Source organism: Oikeobacillus pervagus, assembly GCF_030813365.1.
Taxonomy (GTDB): Bacteria; Bacillota; Bacilli; order Bacillales; family DSM-23947; genus Oikeobacillus; species Oikeobacillus pervagus.
Window position 1 is genome coordinate 1 of sequence record NZ_JAUSUC010000035.1, and the last position, 26,377, is coordinate 26,377.

General features: G+C 37.8%; 26 protein-coding genes and 1 riboswitch. Of the genes, 10 read left to right on the top strand and 16 right to left on the bottom strand.

Annotation, left to right across the window (positions count from 1 at the left end; translation table 11 throughout):
- Positions 1–549 precede the first annotated feature (549 nt).
- Together J2S13_RS12305 and J2S13_RS12310 are read right to left on the bottom strand one after the other, a co-directional pair.
- Positions 550–735, bottom strand: a complete 186-nt coding sequence (locus J2S13_RS12305) for a DUF4177 domain-containing protein (protein WP_307258071.1) — start codon at positions 733–735, stop codon at positions 550–552.
- A gap of 38 nt (positions 736–773) precedes the next feature.
- Positions 774–1,832: an NAD(P)H-dependent flavin oxidoreductase gene (locus tag J2S13_RS12310; RefSeq protein WP_307258072.1), complete on the bottom strand. Its 1,059-nt coding sequence runs from the start codon at positions 1,830–1,832 to the stop codon at positions 774–776.
- A gap of 199 nt (positions 1,833–2,031) precedes the next feature.
- On the opposite strand from J2S13_RS12310, the gene J2S13_RS12315 reads away from it, so the two are divergent.
- From J2S13_RS12315 to J2S13_RS12330, 4 genes are all read left to right on the top strand, one after another.
- Entirely contained in the window at positions 2,032–2,214 is a 183-nt protein-coding gene (locus J2S13_RS12315; protein WP_307258073.1) for an SE1832 family protein, read from the top strand.
- A 122-nt stretch (positions 2,215–2,336) separates the two neighbouring features.
- Positions 2,337–2,750 carry a CBS domain-containing protein gene (locus J2S13_RS12320; RefSeq protein ID WP_307258074.1) on the top strand — a complete coding sequence of 138 codons (414 nt, stop codon included), beginning with the start codon at positions 2,337–2,339 and terminating at the stop codon, positions 2,748–2,750.
- A 620-nt stretch (positions 2,751–3,370) separates the two neighbouring features.
- Positions 3,371–3,937, top strand: a complete 567-nt coding sequence (locus tag J2S13_RS12325; RefSeq protein WP_307258075.1) for a MerR family transcriptional regulator — start codon at positions 3,371–3,373, stop codon at positions 3,935–3,937.
- 343 nt (positions 3,938–4,280) lie between these two features.
- The gene (locus J2S13_RS12330; protein WP_307258076.1) at positions 4,281–5,108 is read left to right on the top strand and encodes a squalene/phytoene synthase family protein; all 828 of its coding nucleotides are present in this window, start codon (positions 4,281–4,283) and stop codon (positions 5,106–5,108) included.
- A 102-nt stretch (positions 5,109–5,210) separates the two neighbouring features.
- Here J2S13_RS12330 and J2S13_RS12335 read toward each other — a convergent pair whose 3' ends face one another.
- On the bottom strand, positions 5,211–5,705 hold the full coding sequence (locus J2S13_RS12335; protein WP_307258077.1) for a DinB family protein: 495 nt from the start codon (positions 5,703–5,705) through the stop codon (positions 5,211–5,213).
- Between the two features lie 187 nt (positions 5,706–5,892).
- On the opposite strand from J2S13_RS12335, the gene J2S13_RS12340 reads away from it, so the two are divergent.
- Positions 5,893–6,678 (top strand): HAD family hydrolase, encoded by a 786-nt coding sequence (locus tag J2S13_RS12340; protein ID WP_307258078.1) that lies wholly within the window; start codon positions 5,893–5,895, stop codon positions 6,676–6,678.
- 67 nt (positions 6,679–6,745) lie between these two features.
- Here the strand turns inward: J2S13_RS12340 and J2S13_RS12345 are convergent, their stop codons facing one another.
- The 6 genes from J2S13_RS12345 to J2S13_RS12370 all read right to left on the bottom strand — a co-directional run bounded on the left by J2S13_RS12345 (position 6,746) and on the right by J2S13_RS12370 (position 13,731).
- On the bottom strand, positions 6,746–7,528 hold the full coding sequence (locus J2S13_RS12345; RefSeq protein ID WP_307258079.1) for an ABC transporter permease: 783 nt from the start codon (positions 7,526–7,528) through the stop codon (positions 6,746–6,748).
- Between the two features lie 3 nt (positions 7,529–7,531).
- Positions 7,532–8,146 (bottom strand): ABC transporter ATP-binding protein, encoded by a 615-nt coding sequence (locus tag J2S13_RS12350; protein WP_307258080.1) that lies wholly within the window; start codon positions 8,144–8,146, stop codon positions 7,532–7,534.
- Between the two features lie 119 nt (positions 8,147–8,265).
- Positions 8,266–9,303 carry a ribonucleotide-diphosphate reductase subunit beta gene (locus tag J2S13_RS12355; protein WP_307258081.1) on the bottom strand — a complete coding sequence of 346 codons (1,038 nt, stop codon included), beginning with the start codon at positions 9,301–9,303 and terminating at the stop codon, positions 8,266–8,268.
- Between the two features lie 16 nt (positions 9,304–9,319).
- Entirely contained in the window at positions 9,320–11,572 is a 2,253-nt protein-coding gene (locus J2S13_RS12360) for a ribonucleoside-diphosphate reductase subunit alpha (RefSeq protein ID WP_370874035.1), read from the bottom strand.
- Positions 11,573–11,591: 19 nt separating this feature from the next.
- Positions 11,592–12,065: an acyl-CoA thioesterase gene (locus J2S13_RS12365; RefSeq protein ID WP_307258082.1), complete on the bottom strand. Its 474-nt coding sequence runs from the start codon at positions 12,063–12,065 to the stop codon at positions 11,592–11,594.
- 191 nt (positions 12,066–12,256) lie between these two features.
- A riboswitch (cobalamin riboswitch) is annotated at positions 12,257–12,439 on the bottom strand.
- Between the two features lie 353 nt (positions 12,440–12,792).
- Complete coding sequence (locus J2S13_RS12370) at positions 12,793–13,731, bottom strand: DMT family transporter (protein WP_307258083.1); 939 nt, start codon at positions 13,729–13,731, stop codon at positions 12,793–12,795.
- Positions 13,732–13,843: 112 nt separating this feature from the next.
- Here J2S13_RS12370 and pdxR point away from each other — a divergent pair, with 112 nt between their 5' ends.
- The 5 genes from pdxR (at position 13,844) to J2S13_RS12395 (ending at position 18,924) form a co-directional block, all read left to right on the top strand.
- Positions 13,844–15,229 (top strand): MocR-like pyridoxine biosynthesis transcription factor PdxR, encoded by a 1,386-nt coding sequence (pdxR, locus tag J2S13_RS12375; protein WP_307258084.1) that lies wholly within the window; start codon positions 13,844–13,846, stop codon positions 15,227–15,229.
- Positions 15,230–15,384: 155 nt separating this feature from the next.
- Entirely contained in the window at positions 15,385–16,140 is a 756-nt protein-coding gene (locus J2S13_RS12380; protein ID WP_307258085.1) for a threonine/serine exporter family protein, read from the top strand.
- A gap of 50 nt (positions 16,141–16,190) precedes the next feature.
- Positions 16,191–16,628 carry a threonine/serine exporter family protein gene (locus J2S13_RS12385; protein WP_307258086.1) on the top strand — a complete coding sequence of 146 codons (438 nt, stop codon included), beginning with the start codon at positions 16,191–16,193 and terminating at the stop codon, positions 16,626–16,628.
- A 174-nt stretch (positions 16,629–16,802) separates the two neighbouring features.
- A complete protein-coding gene (locus J2S13_RS12390; RefSeq protein ID WP_307258087.1) occupies positions 16,803–18,080 on the top strand; it encodes an AAA family ATPase in 1,278 nt (425 codons plus the stop codon).
- 220 nt (positions 18,081–18,300) lie between these two features.
- Positions 18,301–18,924 (top strand): LysE family translocator, encoded by a 624-nt coding sequence (locus J2S13_RS12395; RefSeq protein WP_307258088.1) that lies wholly within the window; start codon positions 18,301–18,303, stop codon positions 18,922–18,924.
- Positions 18,925–18,943: 19 nt separating this feature from the next.
- Here the strand turns inward: J2S13_RS12395 and J2S13_RS12400 are convergent, their stop codons facing one another.
- The 7 genes from J2S13_RS12400 to J2S13_RS12430 form a co-directional block, all read right to left on the bottom strand.
- Entirely contained in the window at positions 18,944–19,885 is a 942-nt protein-coding gene (locus J2S13_RS12400; protein ID WP_307258089.1) for an SDR family NAD(P)-dependent oxidoreductase, read from the bottom strand.
- Between the two features lie 45 nt (positions 19,886–19,930).
- Entirely contained in the window at positions 19,931–20,506 is a 576-nt protein-coding gene (locus J2S13_RS12405) for a TetR/AcrR family transcriptional regulator (protein WP_307258090.1), read from the bottom strand.
- 171 nt (positions 20,507–20,677) lie between these two features.
- On the bottom strand, positions 20,678–21,781 hold the full coding sequence (locus J2S13_RS12410; protein WP_307258091.1) for an ABC transporter permease: 1,104 nt from the start codon (positions 21,779–21,781) through the stop codon (positions 20,678–20,680).
- Positions 21,778–23,046: an ABC transporter permease gene (locus tag J2S13_RS12415; RefSeq protein ID WP_307258092.1), complete on the bottom strand. Its 1,269-nt coding sequence runs from the start codon at positions 23,044–23,046 to the stop codon at positions 21,778–21,780. Before J2S13_RS12415 ends, J2S13_RS12410 begins: the two co-directional genes overlap by 4 nt.
- 13 nt (positions 23,047–23,059) lie before the next feature.
- Entirely contained in the window at positions 23,060–23,992 is a 933-nt protein-coding gene (locus J2S13_RS12420) for an ABC transporter ATP-binding protein (protein WP_307258093.1), read from the bottom strand.
- 352 nt (positions 23,993–24,344) lie between these two features.
- Positions 24,345–24,977, bottom strand: a complete 633-nt coding sequence (locus tag J2S13_RS12425) for a response regulator transcription factor (RefSeq protein WP_307258094.1) — start codon at positions 24,975–24,977, stop codon at positions 24,345–24,347.
- Between the two features lie 149 nt (positions 24,978–25,126).
- Entirely contained in the window at positions 25,127–26,206 is a 1,080-nt protein-coding gene (locus tag J2S13_RS12430) for a sensor histidine kinase (protein ID WP_307258095.1), read from the bottom strand.
- Positions 26,207–26,377 lie beyond the last annotated feature (171 nt).

The following is a 26,377-nucleotide window of genomic DNA, read 5'->3' on the forward strand; positions in this document are numbered from 1 at the left end:
GGGACAATGAATGAAGAATAGTGGAATATTCCATTTCCTTACACCTCTATCATTCTACCAATTGTGGGCTTTGTACCCCTACTTCCTAAATTTACTTCTACCTTATAGTATAAAATTAACAACCTAATTGATTAATAGGTAAAAAACACCTTTTCTACCTTATTCAGGGCAATATTTTAGACTTAAAATGTCAGTGAAATCACAGTACCTTTCGTAGGGGTTTTACTGCTAATTAATGGAGAGATCAGAAGTATCTTCAAATTCATAAAAATGGGGAAATCCTAATTTCCATAAAGAAAAAAATAGTCAAGAACAAGTGCTTGCATACGGATTCCGTAGTCTTTGACTGAAATAAAGGAAGCACGAACGAGGTCCTCCACGAGCTGATGTTGACCCATCGGAGGGAGAAGACGGAGAAATTTGCTAGACATAGACAACATTTTTAAAAGGGGGATCCACAGGTCTAGATTGTATCGTTTCCTAAACAAGGAGAAAGAACTGCCTCATTAAAAACATTGAGACAGCTCTTTTCATATTGATTTATTCGATTTAGGCTCTTCTTTCAAAAATAATGTCTAAATAAGCTGTTTGTCCATTATTGGAAAATGGAGGGGTTACAATTTGCTTCAACCTCCAACCTTGCTTTGCATATGTATGGACAAGTTCTTCATAATCCCCTTTTGGCTGACCGTCGCTTATCGTTATTTCTACTTTCACAAATTTGTATTCGTACATAGGAATCCCCCTAACGAAAGTTGTCGTCACAACAGTTGTTAAAATGTTTGGTTTGTCATACTTTTACTTATTTTTCTTACTTCCTCCATAATATCCTTAATCAGTTGTTGTGCAGACATAGATTTACTTAGTCGAGGGGACTGCCCAGACCACAGCGACATATATTGGGAACTACTTTGTTCAGCCGCTTTTTTTCGAATTTCTTTCGTTAAAGAATTTTGAATAGGATAAGGTGGAAGATTGTGTTCATATGGCTTCATCTCCCGCATGAATTGATTCGTAATGCCCCTTGCAGACTTACCCGAAAACACTTTCGTTACTGAAGTATCCACTTCTTTTGCTTGTAAGATCGCCAGTTTATGCTGCGGATGAGCGCTACTTTCTTCTGTTGTTAAAAAGGCTGTTCCCATTTGTACAGCCTTTGCCCCTAGACATAGTGCCGCCGCCACGCCTCGTCCATCCATTATTCCTCCGGCCGCTATTACCGGAATATGTATTTCATCCACAACTTGTGGGATTAAGGACATTAATCCTATATAATGCTCATGCAAAAAGCTTCCACGATGTCCCCCTGCCTCCATTCCTTGAACAACAACCGCATCCATCCCTTGGTCTTGAACCGCAATCGCTTCCTCAACGGTCGTGGCTGTTCCAATAACCAATATGCCGTTCTTTTTTAACTCCAAAACGATATCTTTACGAGGCATACCAAATGTAAAGGAACAGACGGGAACCTTTTCCTCCAATACAACTTGGATTTGTTGTTCATAGTCTGAATGGGCTGTTATATTTGAAACCTTGTTTTCTGGCAGTCCTAACTCTTCTCTAATTGGTTGTAAATATCCATTCGCATTTTCGATAAGCTGAGGATCTAGCTCGATTTCCTCTGGTACAAATAAATTGATACCGAACGCTTTCGTTGTTTGTTGCTTCACTCCTTGAATAAATGCTCTTGTTTGTAAAGCATTTAAATACCCTGCTCCAATAGAACCTAACGCACCTGCATTTGAAACAGCCGCAACTAATGAAGGAGATGTAACACCTGCCATCGGTGCTTGAATAATGGGAAGCTCTATTGGGAAATGAGTGTCTATCATTTCATTCACCTACTTTTTTCATTTTACGAAATTTTCCGCCATCTCTTCCATTTTATCATTTTTCTGTGGAAAAAATTGTCGAGTAGTGGCAAGATTATTGATTTTTTCTTCTTTTTTTCGACTTACACGCCATTTAGTCATTGCCTTTGATTTTATTGTTCCATTAAAATAGAGGAAAAACAGTTCGGGGGAAGAAATCATGACGAAAGCAGAATTAGAAAATAAAATCGCCACATTGAAAATGGATTATATTCGTATTCAGGGAGATATGGAAAAATTAGAATCCGTTGGTCGAAACGTAGAAGCAACCGAAAGAGTTCTTATTCAAATTGAAGAAGAACTAAAGGAATGTAACCAACAGTTAGCTAAATGTCCTTCTTAATTCATGTTTCAACTTACAACCATTAAACTCTCCTTTTCCTTTTTCTATCCTAAAAATAATGAATAAATTCTCTATCTCAACAGATAATATTTTTTGAAGGATACTTAAAGGAGGGAATTTTAATGCAAGTACGTGAAGTCATGTCAACAAATGTTGAAAGCTGCAGTAATCAAGACGCTTTAGATCATGTTGCGAATAAAATGAGAAGTTTAAATGTTGGGGCTATTCCGGTTGTAAATAATGGCCAAGTTGTGGGGATGGTAACAGACCGTGATTTAGCCGTAAGAGGAATTGCCAAAAACAATACCAATGTTTCACAAGTGATGTCAAACAATATTGTCACCATTACACCTGAAGCTTCTTTAGAGGAAGCATCTGCATTAATGGCTCAACATCAAGTCCGTCGCTTGCCAGTTGTAGAAAACGGACAACTTGTAGGAATGCTTTCTTTAGGCGATCTTTCAGTAAGGGAACAAGCCAATGAAAGTGCCGGAGTAGCCCTCACCCAAATTTCTAAACAAAACAACTTACAATAAGTTCTTCAACAAAAAGAGGGTTACCACCCTCTTTTTTATTATAACGGATAACCCTTCCTCGCTCTCTATGTCAACAAATAGCGAGCTTGCTATGCTGTCCTCTTTCCCCAAAACTCCCTAAGCGGATTTTATTTTACAAACTCCACTTATCGACAAAACTTCTAATCAATCCCCAAAGTTAGTGAAAGGATTACCTAGACTATTGTGGAAATCAGATAGTAGGAACAAATGCGGAAGCGCCTTGCTCATCGGCGTACGGATTTCGTAGTCTTTGACTGAGATAAAGGAAACACAGCGAGGCGATTTTGCGAGCTGATGTTGACTTATCGGAGGGAAAAGACGGAGAAATACGCTAGACGATAGGCGCTGGAGCTAGACGTCATCAAATGCGGAAGCGCCTCGTTCATCGGCGTACGGATTTCGTAGTCTTTGACTGAGATAAAGGAAACACAGCGAGGCAGTCCACGAGCTGATGTTGACTTATCGGAGGAAGAAAACGCAGAGATTCGCTAGACGATAGGCGCTGAAGGCTTGCCGTGGACAACATTTTTAATAGGTGATCCACAGTTCTAAAAAATTTTATAGCTTCCTAAGTAGCAAGGAAAACGGGAGGGAACAAGATGGAGAAAGTTTATTTTAGTTCGGAAGTGGCAAAAAATTTAGGAATTGGGGCCAGTACTTTGCGAAAATATGCTTTATCACTAGAACAGCAAGGGTATCATTTTGAACGGGGAATTAATAATTCAAGAGTGTTTCATCAAAAGGATATTCAATTAATTAAACAGCTGATTCATTCCATCACCAAAAAAAATTTGCCTTTAGAAAAAGCAATCGATCTTATATTAACGAATCTTCAAGACGAAACCACCGTGCCAGTTACCGTCACGACCCATGATGAAGAAATAGAGGAAGCCCATCCTCTAGAAACGAAATTATATGAGCGGATTGAGCAACTCGAAAGCAATCAAGTTAAATTAATTGAAGCAAATGTCGAATTAGCCAAACAGTTAGATCGACATCAACAATGGTTAAAAGATAAAATAGAGGAATTAGAAATTGCCAAAAGGGATCGACACCTTATTGAAAATTTGCAACAAGCATTAGATGAAAAGAAAAGTAAACCAAAACGGGCCGGCTCCATTAAAAACTTCGTTGCTTTTATGTTTAATCGAAAACGGGAAGCGTAATCACTCCCGTTTTTTTCTTTTGTAAAAAGGCCTTTAGAAAATGAAGCTCCTCTTTAAAAGCTCCTCAGCTAGATTTGGTTAATCCTTTACCTTCCTTTTCATTAAGTGCAGAATCTTTTTTAAATAATCAAAAATTTTATCGTCTATTTTGACACTTACATTAATAATAGTAAAATGGTGATATATCGCTTTTAAAAATATTTTAAATCATCTTCATATTTGAATTCTATCTTTTGTATAAAACGAAACTTCCATTAGTGGAGTTTTCTGCCCGTTAAGGATGAGATCAAAGATTATATACAAACTAAAGGGATACGTTGTGATGAAAGGAATGTCGAAAAACATGTCAGAACAAATAGATTTAAATAATGATGCGACTAGGATGCTTTTGCAAACGAGCAGGACATTTTTTATCCCCATCAATAAACTGGCACCAAGGTTGAAAGAGGCCGTCGGTTCTGCCTACCTCTGCATGAGAGCAATCGATGAAATTGAGGATCACCCGGAATTATCAGCGAATGTCAAAGCAGATTTACTTTATAAAGTTCGCGACCTTTTACAGGAACCTATTGATCGTGAAAAACTAAACCAACTTTTTTCGCCCTACTCGGAGCATTTACCTGAAGTCACCCTTCGCCTTGCAGATTGGGCAAACTACAGTCCTGAAACGATTGAACCCGAAATTCGCAAAGCAACTGCTATCATGGCAGGGGGGATGGCTGATTGGGTATTGAAAGATTGGGTTATTCGTACGGAAGAGGAATTAGATGATTACACTTATTATGTAGCGGGATTAGTTGGAGTTATGCTATCGGATATATGGAAATGGTATTGCGATCTTGAAACAGACAAAGAACAAGCGATTGCATTTGGTAGAGGATTGCAAGCCGTTAATATTATTCGCAACCGGAAGGAAGATCTGGAACGAGGTGTCGACTTTTGGCCAAATGGGTGGGGGATTGATGATATGTTTGCTTATGCAAAACGAAATCTCGGAATTGCCGACCAATATACAAAAAGCATCGAAGGGTTTGGCACCATCCATACTTTTTGCCAAATTCCATTAACTTTAGCATATGGAACACTGAAAGCACTTGAACAAGGACATGAAAAATTAAGCCGCAGTGATGTGAAAGAACTAGTCTCTCAGGTGACAGAGGAATCAAAATAAACTATTTGTGACGTCAATCCCCCCACCATTTATATAGGGGGGGATTTGACTTTTATAAATAGGAATGAAAGCGCTTTTTCCCAAGCGGTGATTCAATCCTCATTATTTATATAAACCGTAGTTAAGTTCTTCCTTCATTTCTTCAATCTGTTCAAGATGTCGTTGTTCATGTAAGTACACGAATTCAACCATATTTTTTAAACTAATTTTTCCAAAAACAAGATGTGCCGCTGATTTTTCCTTTAATGTTTGCATATCCGTTTTTTCCAAAAACGCATGGAGATTCTTTCGGGATTTTTCCAAAAGTGCCTTAAGTTCATCCTTCGTTTTGAAATCATTTGGGGGATCATCTGGTAATTTCACCTTTCTTGATCGGTCTACCACGAATTGTAAATCTCTTTCGACTACCTGTTCATCCCCATGCTCCAAACCAGATTCAAGTGTGGAAACAGCTAAATTTTCCACTTCATAAAGATGATATAATATTTGTGAAATACTCCACTTTTCTTCATCCACCTTCTTGTTCAGGGCTTCATCAGATAAACACTCAACACTCTTCAAAAGATTTTTCCGAATTTCATCAAGTTTTGGAAACATACAAAGAGCTCCCCCTTTTCTGAATTTACCGACATTATACCAGACTCTGAAGGACGAATGTGTGAAAAAAAATCAACAGCAGTTATGATAATATAAGATGAAAATACATGACCTTGACAATCTTTGCAGGAATTGACCGGATTTTGTCGAATGAAGTTCCTAGCATACAAATGAAGGAGACATTCAAATGAAAAAAGCAATCTTTTTTGATTTAGACGATACACTACTAAATGACCGTAAAAGTATTCAAACCGCATTTGATGTGACATGTGGGGAACTTGCTGATACATTCCAGGTGGATGCCAAAGAAATTGAAGAAAGTGTTCGTACAAAAGCCCGTGAAGTTTATTCAACCTTCCCGTTCTATTCTTTCACACAACAAATTGGAATTAATCCATTTGAAGGATTATGGGGGAACTTTGGCGATTTGCATCATTTTCGATTCCGCGAAATGGGAGAAAACATTTCTAAATACCAAAGTGAAGCGTGGAAACAAGGATTAGAACCATTTGGGATCAAGGAAGAAGCTGCTATTCAAGCAATGGACCGTTTTAAAGAAGTTCGCCGCTCTTCTCCATTTGTCTATGAAGAAACTTTTGAAGTGTTGAACACATTGAAGGATCACGGGTATCGCTTGTTGCTATTAACAAATGGGGCACCTTCCTTGCAAATGGAAAAATTAGCTATGACACCAGAACTCCCACCGTATTTCGAGCATATTATCATTTCTGGAAATATTGGCTTTGGAAAACCAAATCCCATCCTATTTGATCATGCTTTACGCATTATGGATGTATCAGCTGACGAGGCCATAATGGTAGGAGATAATTTAAGCACTGATATTTTAGGATCAAACCGTGTGAAAATGGAATCCATTTGGATTGATCACTTAGATGGTAAGGTCGTTAAAGAAGCAAAGCCCACTTATCGTGTGGAAAGATTAAAAGATATTTTGAACCTATTATCCATTTAAGCGAACCTGCCTATGAAAAAAACGGGGATAAGTAGGTCACCAATGAGACCAATTTATCCCCTTCCTATCATTCCCGTAAACGTGCATCTTTCGTGAAAAAAACCCGATATCCAAATAAAAGCAAAAAAAGAACGGTAAGAGAAACGCTTCCTGCTATTCCTAACAAGATCGCTATTTGATATTCGATCGCTAAAACAGGGCTGATTCCTGAGAGGATTTGTCCCGTCATCATTCCTGGTAAAAAAACAATCCCCATGCCTAGCATATTGTTGATGGTCGGTAATATAGCTGAATCAAAAGCATGATCCACATAACGTTTTACCGCCTGCTTTGGGGTTGCTCCTAACATCAATGCCCCTTCTATTTGATCCCGTTGATGGTGAAGGTCGTTCCATAACGTTTTGACTGCTAATGTCACCGCTGTCATAGAGTTTCCAATAATCATCCCCGCAATGGGAATAAAATACCTTGGATCATACCAAGGAGAAAAATGAATGACAATAAAATTGAAGTACAAGATACTGGCAAGTGTTCCGCTAGCCATCGCATAGGCAATCATTTTCTTTAATTCATTTGAAAACGGTTCCCCCATTTGCTTATAAATCGTCCTTATAGCAAAAACCTCCATTAAGATGACGATCACAATGGTCAATAAAGGATGAGGATATTTAAGAATAATCGTTAATATATACCCCGCCATTACAAGCTGAACCGTCATTCTTAATGTTGCAATGTATATAAGCTTTTCCCTAGCAATACCTCTCCATTTTACAATGATAATAAGAAAGACAATAAAAACATAGGCAGCAATTAATCTCCATAATTCAATATCAATCATTCCGTTTCCCATCTTCTACCTCTTTCCGATATGAATGATATGCTCTCCAAAGGTCTCCCATGCAGTCTTCGAATGTGTCACCATTATGACTGTCCCACTCCTCTTTTTGACCTCTTGAATGATATTGGATAACACTTTGATCTCCGTTTCCTCATCCAATGCTGAAGTCGGCTCATCCAGCAGATATACTTTAGGATTGATTAATAATGCTCTCGCTAGCGCTACCCTTTGTTTTTCCCCACCTGATAAATCTTTCACATTTTCATCAAGGGATTTATGTAGATGGACTACTTGTAGAGAATGCTTCAACTCTTCTTCTGTCGCCTCCACTTGATCAGAAAACCATTTGCCTTTTTGTAAATTTTCTTCTATACTACCGGAAAAAATAAGTGGAGTTTGTGCTACCATGATGACTTCTCTCCGATGCTCAACCGCATCCCTTTCATCTAAATGTTGATTTTGGAATAGGATTTCACCCTTATCCGGAATCAACATTTTATTTAATAATTTTAATAAAGTAGATTTCCCCGAACCACTTTCCCCAACAACACACGTCACTCGATTACTAGGTATTTTCATCTCATCAATCTGAAGGATTTCCTTGTATCTTACCTTTTTCAAATGAAACAATCATAACACCCCACAATCCACTCTCATCCATTTCACTATATCAGATTTTTGAGGAGCTCTATATTAAATTTATGTATAGAAATAACCTATGAGAGTAACCCCCACAGGCTTTTCAATACTTATAGGTCATCAAAACCGTTTATGTCTGATGTCTTTGTATATTGGCGCGATTTTTGCTCAAAGAAATCTGTCTTTCCTAAATCCACCTCTTGATACGCAATGATCCAACGTAACGGGTTCGTCCGATAACCTTCAAACGGAGCTTGGAATCCCAATTGTTCTGCTCTTTTGTTCGCCATGAATTTTACATAAGCATCCAACTCTTGCATAACAATCCCTGCGATTTCATTCCCGATAATCTCCTGACCCCATTCAATTTCTAACTGTGCAGCAGTACGGAAAGTCTCTTGGCCAAATACTTTCAGCTCGTCCGTCCAATATTCAGGGTGTTCCTTCAATGTTTCTTTAAAAATTTTTTCAAATAACCCAACATGAATTTGTTCATCTCGATTAATATAATTAATCATAGTACTTGTCGCAATCATTTTTTGATTCCGAGCTAAATTGTAGAAAAAGGCAAATCCAGAATAGAAAAACAACCCTTCTAAAATTACATCATAAATGATCGCCTTCAAAAAGTTTTCAATTGTCGGCTTATTCGCAAAATCGATATAACCATTCGTAACAAAATCATTTCTCTTTCTCAAAATAGGTTCATTTCTCCAGTAATCAAATACCTCATCTTGTATTTTCTTGGGTACAATACTGGATAAAACATAGCTGTATGAATGATTATGAATTACTTCCTGTTGAGCGAGAATAATCATGAGAGCGTTTAGGCTTGAATCTGTTATATAATCGGCCACTTTTCCTGCAAAATCAGTTTGAATACTATCTAATAAGGCAAGTAATCCGATTACCTTTAAAAATGTATCTTGCTCCTTTTCTGTCAACATTGGAAATTGTTTAATATCCTGTGACATATTGATTTCGAACGGGGTCCAAAAATTAGACAGCATTCTTTTATACTTTGGATAGGCCCAAGAAAACCGAACATCATCCCAGTTTAAAACATTGGAAGATTGTCCATTTATAATTCCAGTAGAACAATTGGGCGCAGTTGGGTCCATTAGTAAACGTTTTTCAATTATAGTCATTTCCTTCTCCCTCTCTTTAGCTTTCACAACTTTCACATTCTTCTATAAAACTGCTTGATGTTGATCGGACATAATACGTTGTTTTCAACCCAGATTTCCAGGCATCCATATGTAAAATTAGTAATGCACTCGCTTTAATATCATGGGTTACGTAAAAATTAAAGGAAATCGCTTGGTCTATATGCCGTTGACGTTTTGCGTTTTGTTGAATAGACCAATGTTGGTCAATTTCATAAGCATTTTTATAATACCAAGTCGTTTTTGCTGATAAATCGGGTGCAGTGACGGGAATTTTGTAATTTTTCTTTTCCTCTGAATATTCTTTTCTAAAAATAGGATCGATACTTGCGGTAGAACCGGCTATAATCGATGTTGTTGAGTTTGGGGCGATCGCCATTAAGTAACCATTTCGTATCCCATGCTCTTGGACTTCATTCTTCAATTCCTGCCATTTTGGAGAAATATACCCTTTACGGTTGAAATATCTCCCATTCTGCCATTCTGAACCTTCAAAGTGAGGGTATTTTCCTTTTTCTTTCGCTAATTTTACACTTGCACGTATCGTATAATAAGCAATCTCTTCATAAAGTCGATCACAATATTCAACAGCTTCTTCACTTTCCCATTTAATCCCTTGAAGAGCCAATAAATGATGCCATCCAAATGTCCCCAATCCAATTGATCGGTATTTTTGATTCGTTATTTGTGCTTGCAAGACCGGAATTGTATTAATATCAATTACATTATCAAGCATGCGCACTTGAATGGAGATCAGCCGTTCCAAAACATTGTCTCTCACACTTCTCGCCAATGAGATCGAGGAAAGATTACAGACGACAAAGTCCCCAGGTATTTTATAGGTTACAATCTTTCCATCTACAACTTTTTCTTCTTCCATGACGGTTGGACTCATATTTTGGGTAATTTCTGTACATAAGTTACTGCAGTATATGATTCCTTTATGTTTATTTGGGTTTTCACGATTCACTGTGTCTCGATAAAACATATAAGGTGTCCCTGTTTCCAATTGGGAAATCATGATAGATTTAAAAATTTCAATGGCTGGAACTCGTTTTTTTGATAATAGGGGATGATGAACACACTTCCAATATCTTTGTGTAAACTCACCATTTTCCTCCTCATCATAAAAATCTTCTAATGAATATCCTAATACCCTTCTAACTTCATGAGGATCGAATAAATACCAATCTTCCCGCTGTTCAACATGCTTCATGAAAAGGTCAGGAATACATACACCTGTGAATAAATCATGTGTACGCTGCCGCTCATCCCCATTGTTAAGTCTCGTATCTAAAAAGGCGAAAATATCCTTATGCCAAACATCTAAATAAACAGCAATTGCCCCTTGTCTTTGCCCCAATTGATCAACGGAAACAGCTGTGTTATTCAATTGTTTCATCCAAGGAATAACCCCTGAACTCACTCCTTTAAACCCTTTAATATCACTGCCTCTACTGCGGATTTTCCCCAAATAGACACCGATTCCTCCACCATTTTTACTTAATGTCGAAATATCCGTATTCGAATCGTAAATACTACGTAAATCATCTTCCACCGTATCGATAAAGCAACTAGATAATTGCCCATAACCTTTTCCGGCATTTGCTAAAGTAGGGGTGGCCACGGTCATATATAAATTGGATAAGGCCCAATAAGCCTCCTCAACTAAAGTTAATCTCTGTTCTTTTGGTTCATTTTTCATTAAAGTCATTGCTATCACCATAAAACGCTCTTGTGGCAATTCGTATAATTGACCATCATGCGTTTTGGCCAAATAACGATCGGCTAACGTTACAATCCCGATATAAGAAAATAGCTGATCTTTATCTGGATTTAGAACTGATTGTAAATAGGATATTTCCTGTAATGAATACTTTTCTAATAAACTTTCACTATAAATCCCCAACTTTGTTAGTGTAGAAATCAATTGATAAAAAGAACCATATTTTTCTTCTTCATCATAACCTCTAGCCCTTGCTACCTGTCGATAGAGCCTACGAATAAAAACAGACGAAGCAATATAGGTCCAATCAGGTTCATTCATACTAATTCTTTCAACAGCTGATAAAATTAAAATATTATAGACATCATCCTCTAATGAAATTTCCCTTGATCTTAAAGAGATTAATACCTTTTCTCTAAAATCCTCCAGGGGAATATGTGGGAATTTAGCAGCCATCTCAGCTATTAAATACTCTACTTTTTCTATCATTTCTTCAATTGATGTATGTTTAGTCATATCGGTCATTTTATTTTCCTCCTACCATTCAATCTGCGGTATGATTCTTATCTCGTTCCTTTTTCCTCTCTTGTGCTGCATGAAATAATTCCTTTTCTTTATCTGTCTCAGGAATGACTTTTGGTACCGGAGATGGAACACCGTTTTCATCAACGGCTACCATTGTGAGCATCGAAGTCGTCGTTAGTAACCTTTCCCCAGTTGTTAAATGCTCACTCTCGACTTTTACAAATACCTCCATTGACGTTCGACCAGTCGAAACAACTACTGCTTCCAATATCAAAATATCCCCAACCTTTGCAGAAGACACAAAGTCAACTTGATCGATAGAAGCTGTTACAACCACTTTTTTAGAATGTTTCATCGCACATATCGCTGCTATTTCATCAATATAGGAAAGGACCGTCCCGCCAAAAATTGTTCCCATATGATTTGTATGCGGCGGTAAAACGAGCTTTGATTGATACGTTCTAGATATATTCGACGAAATTTCAGTTTTCATTCTCATCCCCACTTCCATTTTTCCACTACTCATATTGGGATTCGAGAAAGGGAACGATCGTCCAATCTATTTGTTTTATATATATAAAAAAACCCATTCCAAGAATGGGTTTTTTAACGTTGATAAATAAATAGACATTGAACTTGTCTACAAGACTACCATCGTTATTTCTCCCCAACTCCCGAAGAAGAACATACGCTATAAATACGGCAGGTCTCCTGACTTGTGCTTCCTCCTACTCTAAGACCTTCCCATCAAAGAATGACAGTGGTTGTTCTTATTTCGTTTGCACTTACAGTTGCGGGGACAGCTCTGGATTTTCACCAGATTCCCTTTTCAGTCTAAAAATAGACACCGTATTTATCGGTTATTCACTATATATAGTAGTGTTATTTTCTATAAACACAAAATATTGCATCATCAAATGTTAACTATAAAGGAATCTCTCTCTTTTTACAAGGATTTTATAAAAATTGCGGAGAATGAAGCTCATATCGTCCATTCATTTTTCAGTTTCTACGCTAGTTTGCCATTGCATATTTCCCCCGGGAATTTGATCATTTCCCATAGACTTTTGCACTACTCCTTGCTAGATTTGCGCTTGTACTCTGATTTTTTGATTATTTCCAAGCATATATGCTCATTTCCCGTATCTTTTTGCACTTCTTTTAGGAATCTCCAACACTATGTGCTTCCCTAATCTACTAGATGACGTTTTTCCCTATTATCAACCTTCTGATGACTGTTCCATAGCGATTCTGCGTTTTAGTTTTTTATCAGGAGTCGTCAGGAAGATGACGGCTATGATAATAAACAGTCCTCCTAATAGCTGGTATGCTCCGAACACTTCCTTTAACCAAATCACGGAGACGATGGCCGCTACGAATGGTTCGATACTGGATAGAATGCCTGTTTCGGTTGCGGTCAAATACTTTAGACTTCCTATATATAGAACAAATGATAGGGTTCCACTTGCGATAATGACTAGTAACATGGCAAAGGTCGACATGGTTAACGTATCAGTAAAATATTGTGGTGTGAGGGAATGATTAAATATAAGTAAAACGATGCCTCCTAGTAGCATTCCCCAACCTACGATTATAAGTGTTCCCCATTTTTTAATTAGTGGTGCTGGCTGGATCGTATAAAAGGCAAAACCAACAGCCGTTAATATTCCAAACAGGATGGCCTGTTTCGATAAAACGATGCTTTCTATCGAACCATTTGTAATAAGAAAATACGTACCTGCTATAGCGGCCACGACGGCTAAAAATTGTCTCCTAGAAGGAAAACTTCTCCCCTGTACTGAAACATAAATCGTAATGAGAACAGGTCCAAGAAACTGGAATAATGTCGCCGTTACCGCATTGCTATATTGTAGTGCTTCTATAAAAGTATACTGAGCACCCAACATACCGATAATGGAGAAGAGCACCAGTTGGATGGAATGGGATTTATGCTTCCAAATAGCCAATATATTTTGTTTTTTTACAAATGCCAAATACCCCAACATCGTGATTCCCGCCAGTAACAGCCGAATAACTAAAAAATCGCTAGATGACATGTTCGTCTGTTGAAAAAACCACTGAATCATAGGACCAGATAATCCCCAAAATGTAGCACCTGTTATAATCATTACAAGACCAAGTTGACGTGATGTTTTCATGCTATGCCCCTCCCTGCACTCATTATTTAGCAATCAATGACATAGGTATTATAGGGAATTTCTGATACTATATGAAGGATCAGTTTTATATAAACAAAAGGGGTCAGATAACATGTTTCAATTCACTCCAAAGCTTGATGCTAATTTAAAAAAACCACTATATGTACAGTTGTATGAGGAGATCAAACATGAAATCAAAACGGGGAATTTATCTCACCATACGAAGCTTCCTTCTAAAAGGAAATTAGCTCATCATTTACAAATTAGCCAAAACACGATTGAAGCAGCATACGATCAGCTTGTCGCGGAAGGATATATCAAAGCCATTCCTCGCAAGGGCTTCTATGTATGTGAAATGGAACAACCGATTTTTAACCCCAAAAAGTCGTTTGAGCCAATTGAAGAAAAAAGAGAGGATAAAAAGTTTACGTTTGATTTCACCCATTCGGGAGTGGATCCGCGTTCTTTCCCATATACCACTTATCGTAAATTAGCCAGTGACATATGGCGTTCCGAACGCGAGTCATTGCTTTTACTTGGGCATCCACAAGGGGAATATGATCTTCGAGAGGCCATTGCTTTGTATATTTATGAGTCCCGTGGTGTTCGATGTTCCCCTAGTCAAATTGTGCTTGGGGCTGGTACTCCCTACTTAATAAAACAACTTGTCCTCCTGCTCAAAAATAGTACATGGGCCGTTGAAGACCCTGGATATCATCGAAAGCTAATGATTTTCGAAAAAGGGGTGGAAAACACGAAATTAATCCCTCTTGATCGAGATGGAATCATCTTATCTGAATTAGAAAAGAGCAAGGCTAATGTTGTCTTTGTTACACCTTCCCACCAATTTCCTTGCGGGATGATCATGCCGATTTCAAGAAGAATGCAGTTATTACATTGGGCTGAAAAAGGAGACAACCGCTATATTATTGAAGATGATTACGATAGCGAATTCCGTTATTCAGGAAAGCCCATTCCTGCATTACAGGGATTGGATTCCAATCATAAAGTCATCTATATGAGCACATTCTCCAAATCATTTCTTCCATCGTTACGGATAAGTTATATGGTCTTGCCTAAACCACTTATACAACGGTTTCAAAAAGATTTTTTCCATGCACAAACGGTATCACGTATCGACCAAGAAATTTTGAAAAGATTTTTGCAAGAAGGACATTTTGAAAAACATATTCACAGGATGCGAGTCATTTATAATAAGAAAAGAGATCTGCTCTTTTCTTACATGTCTACTTATTTCCCCCCCTATATTGAAATCATTGGCCAGGATTCCGGATTGCATGTGTTAGTACGTGCAAATAATGGCATGACAGAAAATGAACTAATTTGCACAGCAGCCCAATTAGGGGTTAAAGTTTATCCGGTTTCCACATATGGGAAGTCTGATAATCAAACAGTTTTACTCGGTTTTGCCCTCTTATCTGAAGATGAAATACGAGAAGCAGTCCAATTGCTGGCTAAAGCTTGGTTTAAACGTTGAAAACACATAATATAGATGTACTACCAAGCCGGTCCACAGTTCAAATTCATATTCAGTTAATTGGTTTGTTCAATTTTCATTGCAGAAAAATTAAAGATACTATAACATAAATCCATTATCATTAATTGTTCGGTGTAAGAATGAGGTGAAAAGGAATGGATAAAGACCAAGAAGTAGATATTCAATCGGTTATTGATATCTGTTTACTAGCAGGTCGGATTATGATGCAAAGTGGGGCTGAAACATACCGAGCGGAAGATACGATGACTAGGATGGCGGCCGCTTATGGGATTTCTCAGACCCATAGTTTTGTAACGCCAACCGGTATTATTTTTTCAATGGATGGTGTAAATCCAACTAGGCTTGTGAGAATTAATGAGCGGTCAACCGACCTGGAGAAAGTCGCCCGTGTGAACAGCATTTCTCGAAAAATTTCAAGTGGGGATATTAGTTTATCGGAAGCTAGTGCAGCATTAAAGGAATTAGAAAAAGCAAACTTAGCCTTTCCCGTTTGGATTCAAATCATTGCAGCAGCAGTTGCTAGTGGCTGCTTTTTAATTATGTTTAAAGGGATTTGGGGAGACTTTCTTCCTGCCTTTTTTGTCGGAGGAATCGGATTTTCTAGTTTGCTACTGATCCACCATTTTACAAAGGTAAAATTTTTCGCTGAATTTAGTTCATCCTTTGTGATTGGATTGCTATCTGTTTTGCTCGTTAGTCTTGGCTTAGGAGAGCAACTTGATAAAATTATCATTGGATCTGTTATGCCACTTGTTCCAGGTTTACTGATTACAAATGCTGTCCGTGACTTAATGGCAGGGCATTTTGTTTCTGGCCTTTCTAAGGGAGCCGAGGCTTTTTTAACAGCCTTCGCTATTGGGGCCGGTGTAGCCGTTGTCTTCTCATTTTAGAAAAATAGAAAGATGATTAGGATATCTTTTCAAAGAAAGGAACGAAGCGCATGAATTATATAATCGAACAACTCTCCCTTAGTTTTATCGCTTCGGCTGGATTTGGGATTATTTTTAACGCTCCTCGGCACTCCTTAATACAATGTGGATTTGTCGGGATGATCGGATGGATTTCGTATATTGTACTTGCGGATTCAGGGGTCGATACCGTTCAAGCATCATTCGTCGGGGCCTTTTTTGTTGCTTTAATTGGGCATGTTATGGCAAAAAGATATAAAATGCCGATTATTATTTTCAGTGTGGCTGGAATTATCCCGCTCGTTCCTGGAGGATTATCGTATGATGCGATGCGACACGTGGCTGGAAATGATTATATGGCGGCCATTCCATTAGCAACGAAAGCTTTTATGATTTCTGGCGCAATTGCAATGGGACTCGTTTTCGCAGAAGTCATGGTTCAACTTGTGCTTAAAGGGGTTAAGCGTTAAAGCACAACCACCCCTAAAAAAAACTAACATGATGAAGAATTAAACGTTAGTCCCATTTTTCGGGAAGTATTTCTGAACTTTAGAACAGGAGGAAGACCCCCTAACATTATATTAGTATATTGCATCTAATTATTATACAATGGAAGAAAATTCAAAAAGAGAAAGGATGCCACTATGCCTAAAGTTCCAACACTTATACAATTTGATCGAATAACCCATGAAACGATGCCACATTATTATGATTTCGCCATTTCTTTACAAGCTATAAAAGACGCACTAATAAAAGAGACCCATACATCTTATCAAATGTATCGAGCTGAAGATAATATGGAAGAAATATGGGACATTGTAAATCAAATGGTTCAACATCAATCAGAGAAGGTAAAGATTATGGCTCATGTCTTTGATTGTATGGAGATTGCCACTATTGGATATACATCATTCAATAACGAGAATCAGTTCATCGTTAAACCTTCTATAAATAATAATGTTTTTCTTTTTCAAGATTTTAACGTAGCATTGGCCAAGTTGCCGATTTATCAGAATCACGAAGACTATGAGGAAGATTTTATTTTTGCGAAAGATGATCAAAGTTTACTAGAATTCTCTCAATACATTTATGAAAAGCAAAAAAAGTATATGCAAGGATTTATTAATATTTTTGTTGATACGGATGAGGGAATTGAGCGGGTTAAAGAGCGCATTACAAATCAAGTAAAGCGTGAAGATGTTCTGTTAGATGAGGAGATGAAGACAGAAATCTTTCGTTCATTTGATGAATTTTTTCTCCATAGCGGGGAATTTTTTAAAAAATATCAAATTCCATATAAAAGAGGAATTCTTCTTTATGGAGCACCTGGTAATGGAAAGACAACCCTTGTAAAATCAATTGCAGGAAGCGTTGATGCCCCTGTTGTTTATTGGCAAATTACAGAATACACAACGAGTTACTCCATTAAGGAAGTATTCTCAACAGTTACAAAAATGGCACCTATGATTCTAGTAATAGAAGATATTGATTCCATGCCAGAGGAGACTCGATCTGTCTTTTTGAATACACTGGATGGCGCCGCTTCTAAAGAAGGGATTTTCTTAATTGGCACAACCAACTATCCTGAAAAAATTGACCCAGCCCTAATCAACCGTGCTGGTCGGTTTGACCGTGCATATGAAATTAACCTTCCAAACTATGAAGCTCGCAAGCAATATTTGCAGGCAAGAAAGATGGAACAATTCATGTCTGAAGAGGAGATCGAACAATTAGCACAAGAAACAGATGGACTATCGATTGCTCAATTGAATGAACTATACATGTCAATTGCTTTACAATGGCATTACGATAAGAAAGTAAAGGTTGACAAGATCATTCAAGAACTGCAAACAAATAACAAAAAAACTTGGCGCCAAGATTGGGAAACAGATCCAAGACAATCGATGGGATTTGGATTTTAACGAGAAATTTTCATAGATAGCGAATGATTTATGAGATGACAAGGATGGTGTCATCTCTTTTTATTTACCTGAAAAAGTATTATTTGGAAGCTGTTTTAAATTTCATTTCTTTGATGCGATAGAGTACATTTTTACATAATTATTAATATATATAAATATTTATGCTAATATATAGAAAACGGACGTATGAAGGCATCATAAATTTGAAAGAAGGGGTTTTTTGGGTTTATATTTTACATATGTTCTAGCAGGTCTTGCCATTGCGTTACCTGTTGGGGCTATAACGGTTGAAATGATGAAACAAGGTCTAAAGAAGGGCTTTATCCATGGTTGGGCTGTGGGCCTAGGTGGAATGACAATAGACTTCATATTAATCATCGCCTTATATATGGGATTAGCTTCTATCCTATCATTGCCTTACATTCAAACTCCCATGTGGCTTATAGGAGCCTGTTTCTTAGCGTTTTTGGGTTATGATTCTATTAAAAATGCGGACAAAGATATCACAATGGCTGGTGAAAAGCCAACTCAATCATTCTCCAGCTCCTATAGAAATGGTTTACTTGTCGCTATTTCCCCGGGAAATCTCGTGTTTTGGATATCCGTTTTCGGAGCCGTCCTTTCCGATTCCTATGATACAACACAACCAGTAAAATTTCTAATCGTTGCATCCGGTATCCTAACCGGAATCATACTCCACGATGTTGCATTACTCACAATCGTATCCATAACAAGAAAAGTCATGAACCGAACCATGATCAAATGGATATCCATCATCGCAGGATGTATCCTCATCAGCTTTTCCGGATACTTTTTCCTCGAATTCATTACCAGTTTTTACTAGGTGCCAGGCACCATCCATTTTATGGATGGTGCCTGGCATTCATAAATTCTAATGTTTGTCTTAATCCTTCTTCATAGGAGGTCCGGGGAACTGGGCCGATGATCTTTTCGTATTTTCCCCCATTTAGTACGACTGGGTTCTCGTTCAAATATAACATCTCCACAAACTCACGCATTCCCTTATCAAACAGCCCCATGAAGCGAATCATATTTTTCGTGGCAGTTGAAACCTTTTTTCTATATCCCGTAATTTCCTTGACAATCTGAACTATATCCTTACCTGTGATGACACCAAACCCTGGAATATTCCAATTTTGATTGTAAGCATCATCACGTAATGATAGTTCCACTAATGCTTTGGCTCCGTCTGGTGTAAAAATATATTCTCTAGCTATTTTTTGATCTCCTACAAACATGGATCGTTTATTTTTGACAACTGATTGCAGCATATAATGAATTTGCGTGTTTTCCGCATTTGGCCCATAAAAATCAGGAAAATGGGCAAATAATACTGGAACTCCCGACTGCTTCGCCATGTTTTCTAACTTTAAACGAATTTTCCCCTTTTTTGTATGCGGACGTTTCGGAAACTCCTCCTTTACTGTTTCACCATTCCCCCTTCCATAAGCATAAATATTATCTACAATCGCAAGCTTCGTATTTTGCCTTTTAGCCGTATCAACAATATTTCCCATAATGATGGGGTGTTTCTCTTCCCATTCGGAATATGGGATATTAATAGCATGATAGATGATCGTCACTTGTTCAGCAGCCTTTATTAGCTCACTCTTTTGAAAAACATCCCCATTGTAAACCGTCACAAGTCCATTGCCTTCAAATAATCTTTCAAGCTTCTGCCTCGTTCTTGAAAAAGCGATCGTTTCAATCCCCCTTGAAGTAAGCTCATTCACCAAAGCATATCCCATTCCTCCAGAAGCACCAAGAACTAAAACTTTATTCATTCCCATCCTCCTTTAATTAACCACTGTTCAATTAATAGCAAAAAATTAATCAACTAGAATCCCTTTTAAAACAAAGTCGACATGAAAATTAGCAAGTCCTTTCACATCTTCGAACGATTGCCCACATCCACAATAATGAGCAACAAACCCATGAATAGCTAAAAAAATAGACCAAATTTCTCTTAATTTCAATGTCCGATTGCTTAATAAGTGCAAGGACTGCGCAAATTTTTCATAGACTAGATTAGAATTTTGGACTTGATAATTTCTTAACTCTTCCTCCTTCGTTAGAAACATCATCTCATAATGACTTTGATAATTTAGACCAAACCGGATAAACCCGAGTAATACTTCTCTTAACTTCTCTTCCTGTGAAAGATCTAAGGTTAAAATTCGCTCTAACTCCTCTTGAAGTAAAGAAAAATCCCGTGAAACCACTGCATAAAATAACTCAGCTTTATTTTGAAAATGATAATAAATCGCCCCATGACTATAATTTAGCTCTTTCGCAATCATCCGCATCGAAACATTCGAATACCCCTCCTTTACAAATAATCCCCTAGCCACATCCATTATTTTTTCCTTCGAAAGTTCCTCATCTACAGATTTCCTTGGTGACATATCACAATCTCCTTTAAATTAACCACCGTTCAATTAAAATATACAGAATACACCATTAAATGTCAATCCATTACAGGTGCCAGGCACCATCCAGGAAATCCCAATCACCATCTGGAAAATTTCATCAATTGGGGGAGTTCTACTGATAAATTGGATGGTGCCTGGCGCTTTTCACACGTGTCGTCGTTCCATCAGGTTGATTCCGATTCCGATCATGAGGACTCCCATTAGTGTGAGGATGCTTATTGGGAAGAGAAGTTCTTGGATGGTATGCCCGTATACGGTTGCTCCTTTTAGTGCTTCCATTCCGTAAAAGATGGGATCGGCTTTTGCGATTGCCAGTAGCGGTTTGGCCGTAACGATTTCAATCGGCCAGTAGGCTCCTCCAAGCATGGAGAGACTGACGGCTACGAATGAAATGACAGCATTGAATTGTTGGACATTCTTCACAATTCCCGTAATTAGCATCGACAAGGCTACGATACAAAATACGTAAGGGACTAAAATCAGCATTGTTTTTCCAAATCCACCGTAAAAATTAACCCCCACAGCATAACGAAAGACAAGAAAAATAGCAGCCACTTGTAGATAACCTAATATAAAACTATTGAATAGATTTGCGGTATACATTTCCCATTTCCGAACAGGGGATAAAATCATTCGGTCCCAAATTCCTGAGTTTTTCTCTTGTAAAATCGGGAGAACATTATAAGCGATCGTATAGATTACAAGAAAGAGCGAGAATCCAAAAATAGACTGTAATTGGCTATCATGTACGAAAGAATCTTTCCCACGGAAGCTTTCTGTTTGGATGGTGAATAATGAATCATTTTTTAATTCCTCTTCAAGCTTCTTTACATCCACATCCTTTTTCTTTGAAGCAGCCTCCATTATATGTTCCTCTAACAAGACATTTGAATAAACTCTTTGTACATATTGTTGAATAATACTCACATTTCCTGTATGACTCGCAATCATAACTCTGAAGTGATCTTCTTTTAATTCAATTCCTGCTTCTGCTTTCCCTTCACTGACAAGCTTCTTAACTTCCTCTTCTCCCATCCGTTCAAATTCCATGACATCTGACCGAGTTAATGCCTTCCAAACCGCACTTTCCTCCATTTTTGGATCGTGACTGTAGACAGGGATAGACAGTTTTGCTTGATATCCATTCCCAACAAGATAAGCAAAAAAGATGGAACAAAACGTTAGGATGATAATAGGAAAAGGGCTACGTATAAGCAATCGAAGTTTGGCGATTAAGATCCCTTTCATATCATTTCACCCCTTTTCGGGAAACTAACAATGGCAATCATAATCGTCGCAACCCCCATAATGGCTAAATAAAGCAATGGCTCCGAAATATCCTGTAATTCATACCCTTGTAATAATTTTAAAAAGGCCGTCATTCCAGCCCCATTCGGTGTTAGGTTTCCGAGATACTGAATAAAATTCGATAATCCCCCTACAGGGAAAAAACTCCCTCCTAGAAAGGCAAAAATAGATACAAGCGCATTAGCAAAAAAATTAATGATCATTTCTGAATTAAATCGGTAACTTAAGGCGGTCAACAGAACTGACAATCCCCCAATAGCAAAACTAATTGCTATACACACAACGACAAATGCTATAATACTTGGAAATTTCACGTCATAGGCAGTTGCCGTTACACTAAAAATCATGATTAACTGGATAAACGCGAGAATCATTCCAGATAGGAAAACCCCTGTAAAATAAGACCAGCTTGAAACATTAGTGAGCAATATTCGATTAAAAACATGTTGTTGTTTTTCCTTAAAGGCAAATGAGCCAATGCTTGAAGCGACAAAAAGGACAAACATGACACTCATTCCAACCGCATAATACATCATGGCATTTAATGGCTTCCTCTTCGTCACCGTGTCTGTTTCCCCCTTTGGAGAAGGAATGTTCTCAAGAAAAGAATCATCCATTAATCCCGCTTTTTCAATTGTCATAAAAGTACTATATTGCTTTTGGTAATTAATTAACACATCCTCAATAATTTTGGTTGAAAGCTCATTACCTTCATTTTGATATAGGGTTAACCCTGTAGGGACTTCCTTCCCAAGCATAAAGTTTTGTACGATATGATAGGTGAACTTTTCCGGCACCTCAATGATCGCCGCATAATGATCACTCTTCTTTAATTTTTCCAACTCAGAAGGCGGTTTTTTGACCAATTTCAAATGCTTTTTGAGCTCCTTATCCCCGAATACTTCTTCCGTTAAAACACGAATTGGCCGAATATATTCTGCCCCCTGGATCATTGGTTCTTTTTCATTATTGGCCCTGTTTGATTGTTCAACTTCCCGTTTAAATTGTTCGATTTCTTTTGCTTCATCCCCGTGATTTATAAGAACAACCTTTGCCTTCACACTCGGTGTATCACCTGCCATCATACTTCCAAGTGAAAAACCTAAGATGGAAATTAAGATAAGCGGCATAACTAATAATAAAAATAGTTGATCGCGATTCCGTAAAAGGATCAAACATTGTTTTTTTATAAGTGAACCAATCACTATTTCATCCCCCTTAATCCCGTAATGCCCGGCCAGTTAAATGTAAAAATACATCTTCAAGGGTAGGTGTTTTGACTTCAACAGATGTAAGGGAAGTATGCGTTTGTTCTGCTAAATTAAAGACCGTGCGAAAAATATTAACTTCCTTGGGGACAATAATGGTAATCGCTTTTTCCTTTACTGTGACTTGGCTAATGACCGATTCATTTCGTAAAGCCTCGGCAAATTCCTCATTCATTCTTTCTACTTTAATCAATATTCTATTTTCAGACGAAAGAATGTTTTTGATTTCTTCTTTTGTCCCCGATGCGATGATCGACCCTTTATCCATAATATAGATACGATCACATAGAAACTCGACCTCTTCCATATAATGACTTGTATAAAGCACCGTCATTTTATTTTCTTTATTCAAACGCTTTACCGTTTCTAAAATATAATTTCTCGACTGTGGGTCGATTCCTACAGTTGGTTCATCCATAATGATAAACTCTGGATTATGCAATAAAGCGACCCCTATATTTAAGCGGCGTTTCATCCCTCCGGAGAAATTTTTCACCAAGTCCTTTCTTCGATCGACTAACCCAATTTGTTCTAATACTTCGTTTATTTTATTCTTTAAAACTTCGCCACTCATCCGATAGATTCGTCCGAAAAACTCTAGATTTTCTTCTGCAGAAAGATCCATATATAAGGCAATTTCCTGTGGAACTACCCCTAGTATTCGACGAATTTCCTCGGGTTTTTCTATAATACTTTCATTATTTAAACGAACATCTCCATTTGTCGGTTGAACTAAAGACGAGATCATCGAAATGGTCGTGGACTTTCCCGCCCCATTCGGACCAAGTAATCCGACAATTTCCCCCTGTTCTAAAAACATATTCACCCCCTTTACAGCATGAAAATGCTTAAACGTTTTGTCTAGCTCCACTACTTCTAACATGAGAATCTCCTCCCATTGTCCTTTTGGATCATCATCACAGGATGTGACCGATGTTTACTTTCATCATATAAACATTTTCCGATTTTCCACACTTACCCCCGTCACTCTTTCCTGTGAAAAGCATGACCTCCGTCACTTTTTGTGTTGAAATAAGATCCATACTATATTTTTCCACCTGTATGTGAGAAACTTATTGTCAGTATGGAAACAACCCTTTCTTCAAAATCCCTCTGCAATAAAAAATACCATGATGTGAAATACATACTCCCCTTGGTTGGTGTGTATTCCCATATGGTATTTGTCTCATATATGAAGCTTCTTCGTTTGTGATTCCCTAGCCAGAGCACCCACCTTATGATATGCCATTTTTCACTGCATAGATCGCTAATTGTGTGCGATCCCTAAACTCAAGCTTTTGTAAAATTTGTGTAAGATGATTTTTTACCGTCCCTACGGATAAATGCAATTCATTGGCAATTTCCTTATTTGTTTTTCCTTCCCCCACTAATTTCGTTACGGCTAATTCTCGTGGCGAAAGTGGAATATCCACACGATTGGGTGAGTTGTTTTTCAGCAGACGAGGCATCATCTTGGCCGCTACTTCTTCATGAAGAGTTAATCCTCCATTCATACAACTATAAACGGCTTCTATCAGTTTTCGGGAATCGGCTGTTTTTAATAAAAATCCATTTGCTCCCTCTCTTAATGCCTGTACGGCATATTCATCGTCATTAAACGTGGTTAAAATTAATATTTTGACTTGTGGCCACCGTGTTTTTATTCTTCTTGTTGCCTCTATCCCATTCATCAAGGGCATTCGAATGTCCATAATGGCTAAATCAATGAGATGGTCCTTCATTTTATCCAATGCTTCTTGACCATTTTCCGCTTCAGCGACAATTTGAATTTGCTCATCTTGCTCTAACATCATCTTCAATCCTTGGCGAACAATCGCCTGATCCTCTACTAATATCACATTCCACATAATATCTGATTCTCCTTTATCCCATCCTTAACGGGCAGTAAAATCCTACCTCAAGATGATGGAATCGAAGAGATAGGTGGGAATAACTGCTCATACAGATTAGCTCAACGAACGTTTTCGTGGGATAATGCCCCTCACGAAATGAATTTTCACTTTACCGGAAAACTTCCACTTGCAATAAAATGTGTATCTGTTTGATAAATGGTGACACTTCCCCCAATCTCCTCTACACGTTCCCTCATATTCGTTAAACCAAAGCCAAATTGTAGTGGTCTTGGTTGATAAATACGATTGGAGACTGTCCATTCAATGTCGCCTATCGCTGTACGTCCAAGAACGACTTGAACCTCTCGGGACTGGGCATGCCTCATTGCATTCGTCAGAGCCTCTTGCATCACCCGATACAAAACAATGCTTTGGCTATTGGAAAGCTTTGCCGAAAGAACACCTGACATCGTTGTAAAGTGGATCATAATATGACTTTCCGACTCTAACTTTCGGATTAATTGCAAAACCGTTGCAATCCCTTCACTTTCTTCCGTTCTTAAAGTTGTAACCGCATGTCGTGTCTCCTCTAAACTTTCCTTTGCCAAACTTTTTAAATTTGTTAAATTAAGTTCCGTCATTTTCATAGATAATACTTCTAACTCCATCATCAGGGCTGTTAATTTATGCCCAACCGAATCATGAATTTCACGGGCAATTTTCGTTCGTTCTTCTAAACGAGCGGAACGTTCACTTTCAAACCGCATTCTTTTTAATTTCCGATACTCTCCTAAAAGTTGTTCATAAAGTTGTCTTTGTTCCTTTCTTTCCATTATTCGTTCGTTTAGCATCAAAGAAAGAAAGCAAATTGGAAGGGCAAATAATAGCCCCCTCATATTCCATCCATTAATGATGAAAAAACAGACGAAAATGACGAATAAGTTAAATAAAATATACATTCGGAAAGAGCGAATCGATAACTGGAACAATGCTAATATCTGTATATATGTAATAAGAAAGATGGAATACATGTTTTCTGTTGAATCGAACACGAGTTGTGCACAAAGTAGAACAAGTGAGAGGAAAATATATAAAGAAAGGGGATTTTTCATTACAGGTAAATAAAAATAGCCCCCCATAGCAAGCGCACATAAGAAAAGTAAGGGGATGGCGAAATGACTTTCATAAATCATCCAGCCCCATATTGAAATAAAAACCGCAAATTTGGCCCAAAAAGCTCTCATAACACTACCTACCCTCCATCTTATTCCAAATTACTAAAATGGAAAGTATTCGTCAACGGTTTCCCGCTTCTCTACAAATAATCACTTAAATAAAAGAAAAAGTTCCCCTAGGTTACCAGTCTGGGAGAGTAGAAATGGCTTTTGAAATTTAAAAACTACCTTATGCCAACG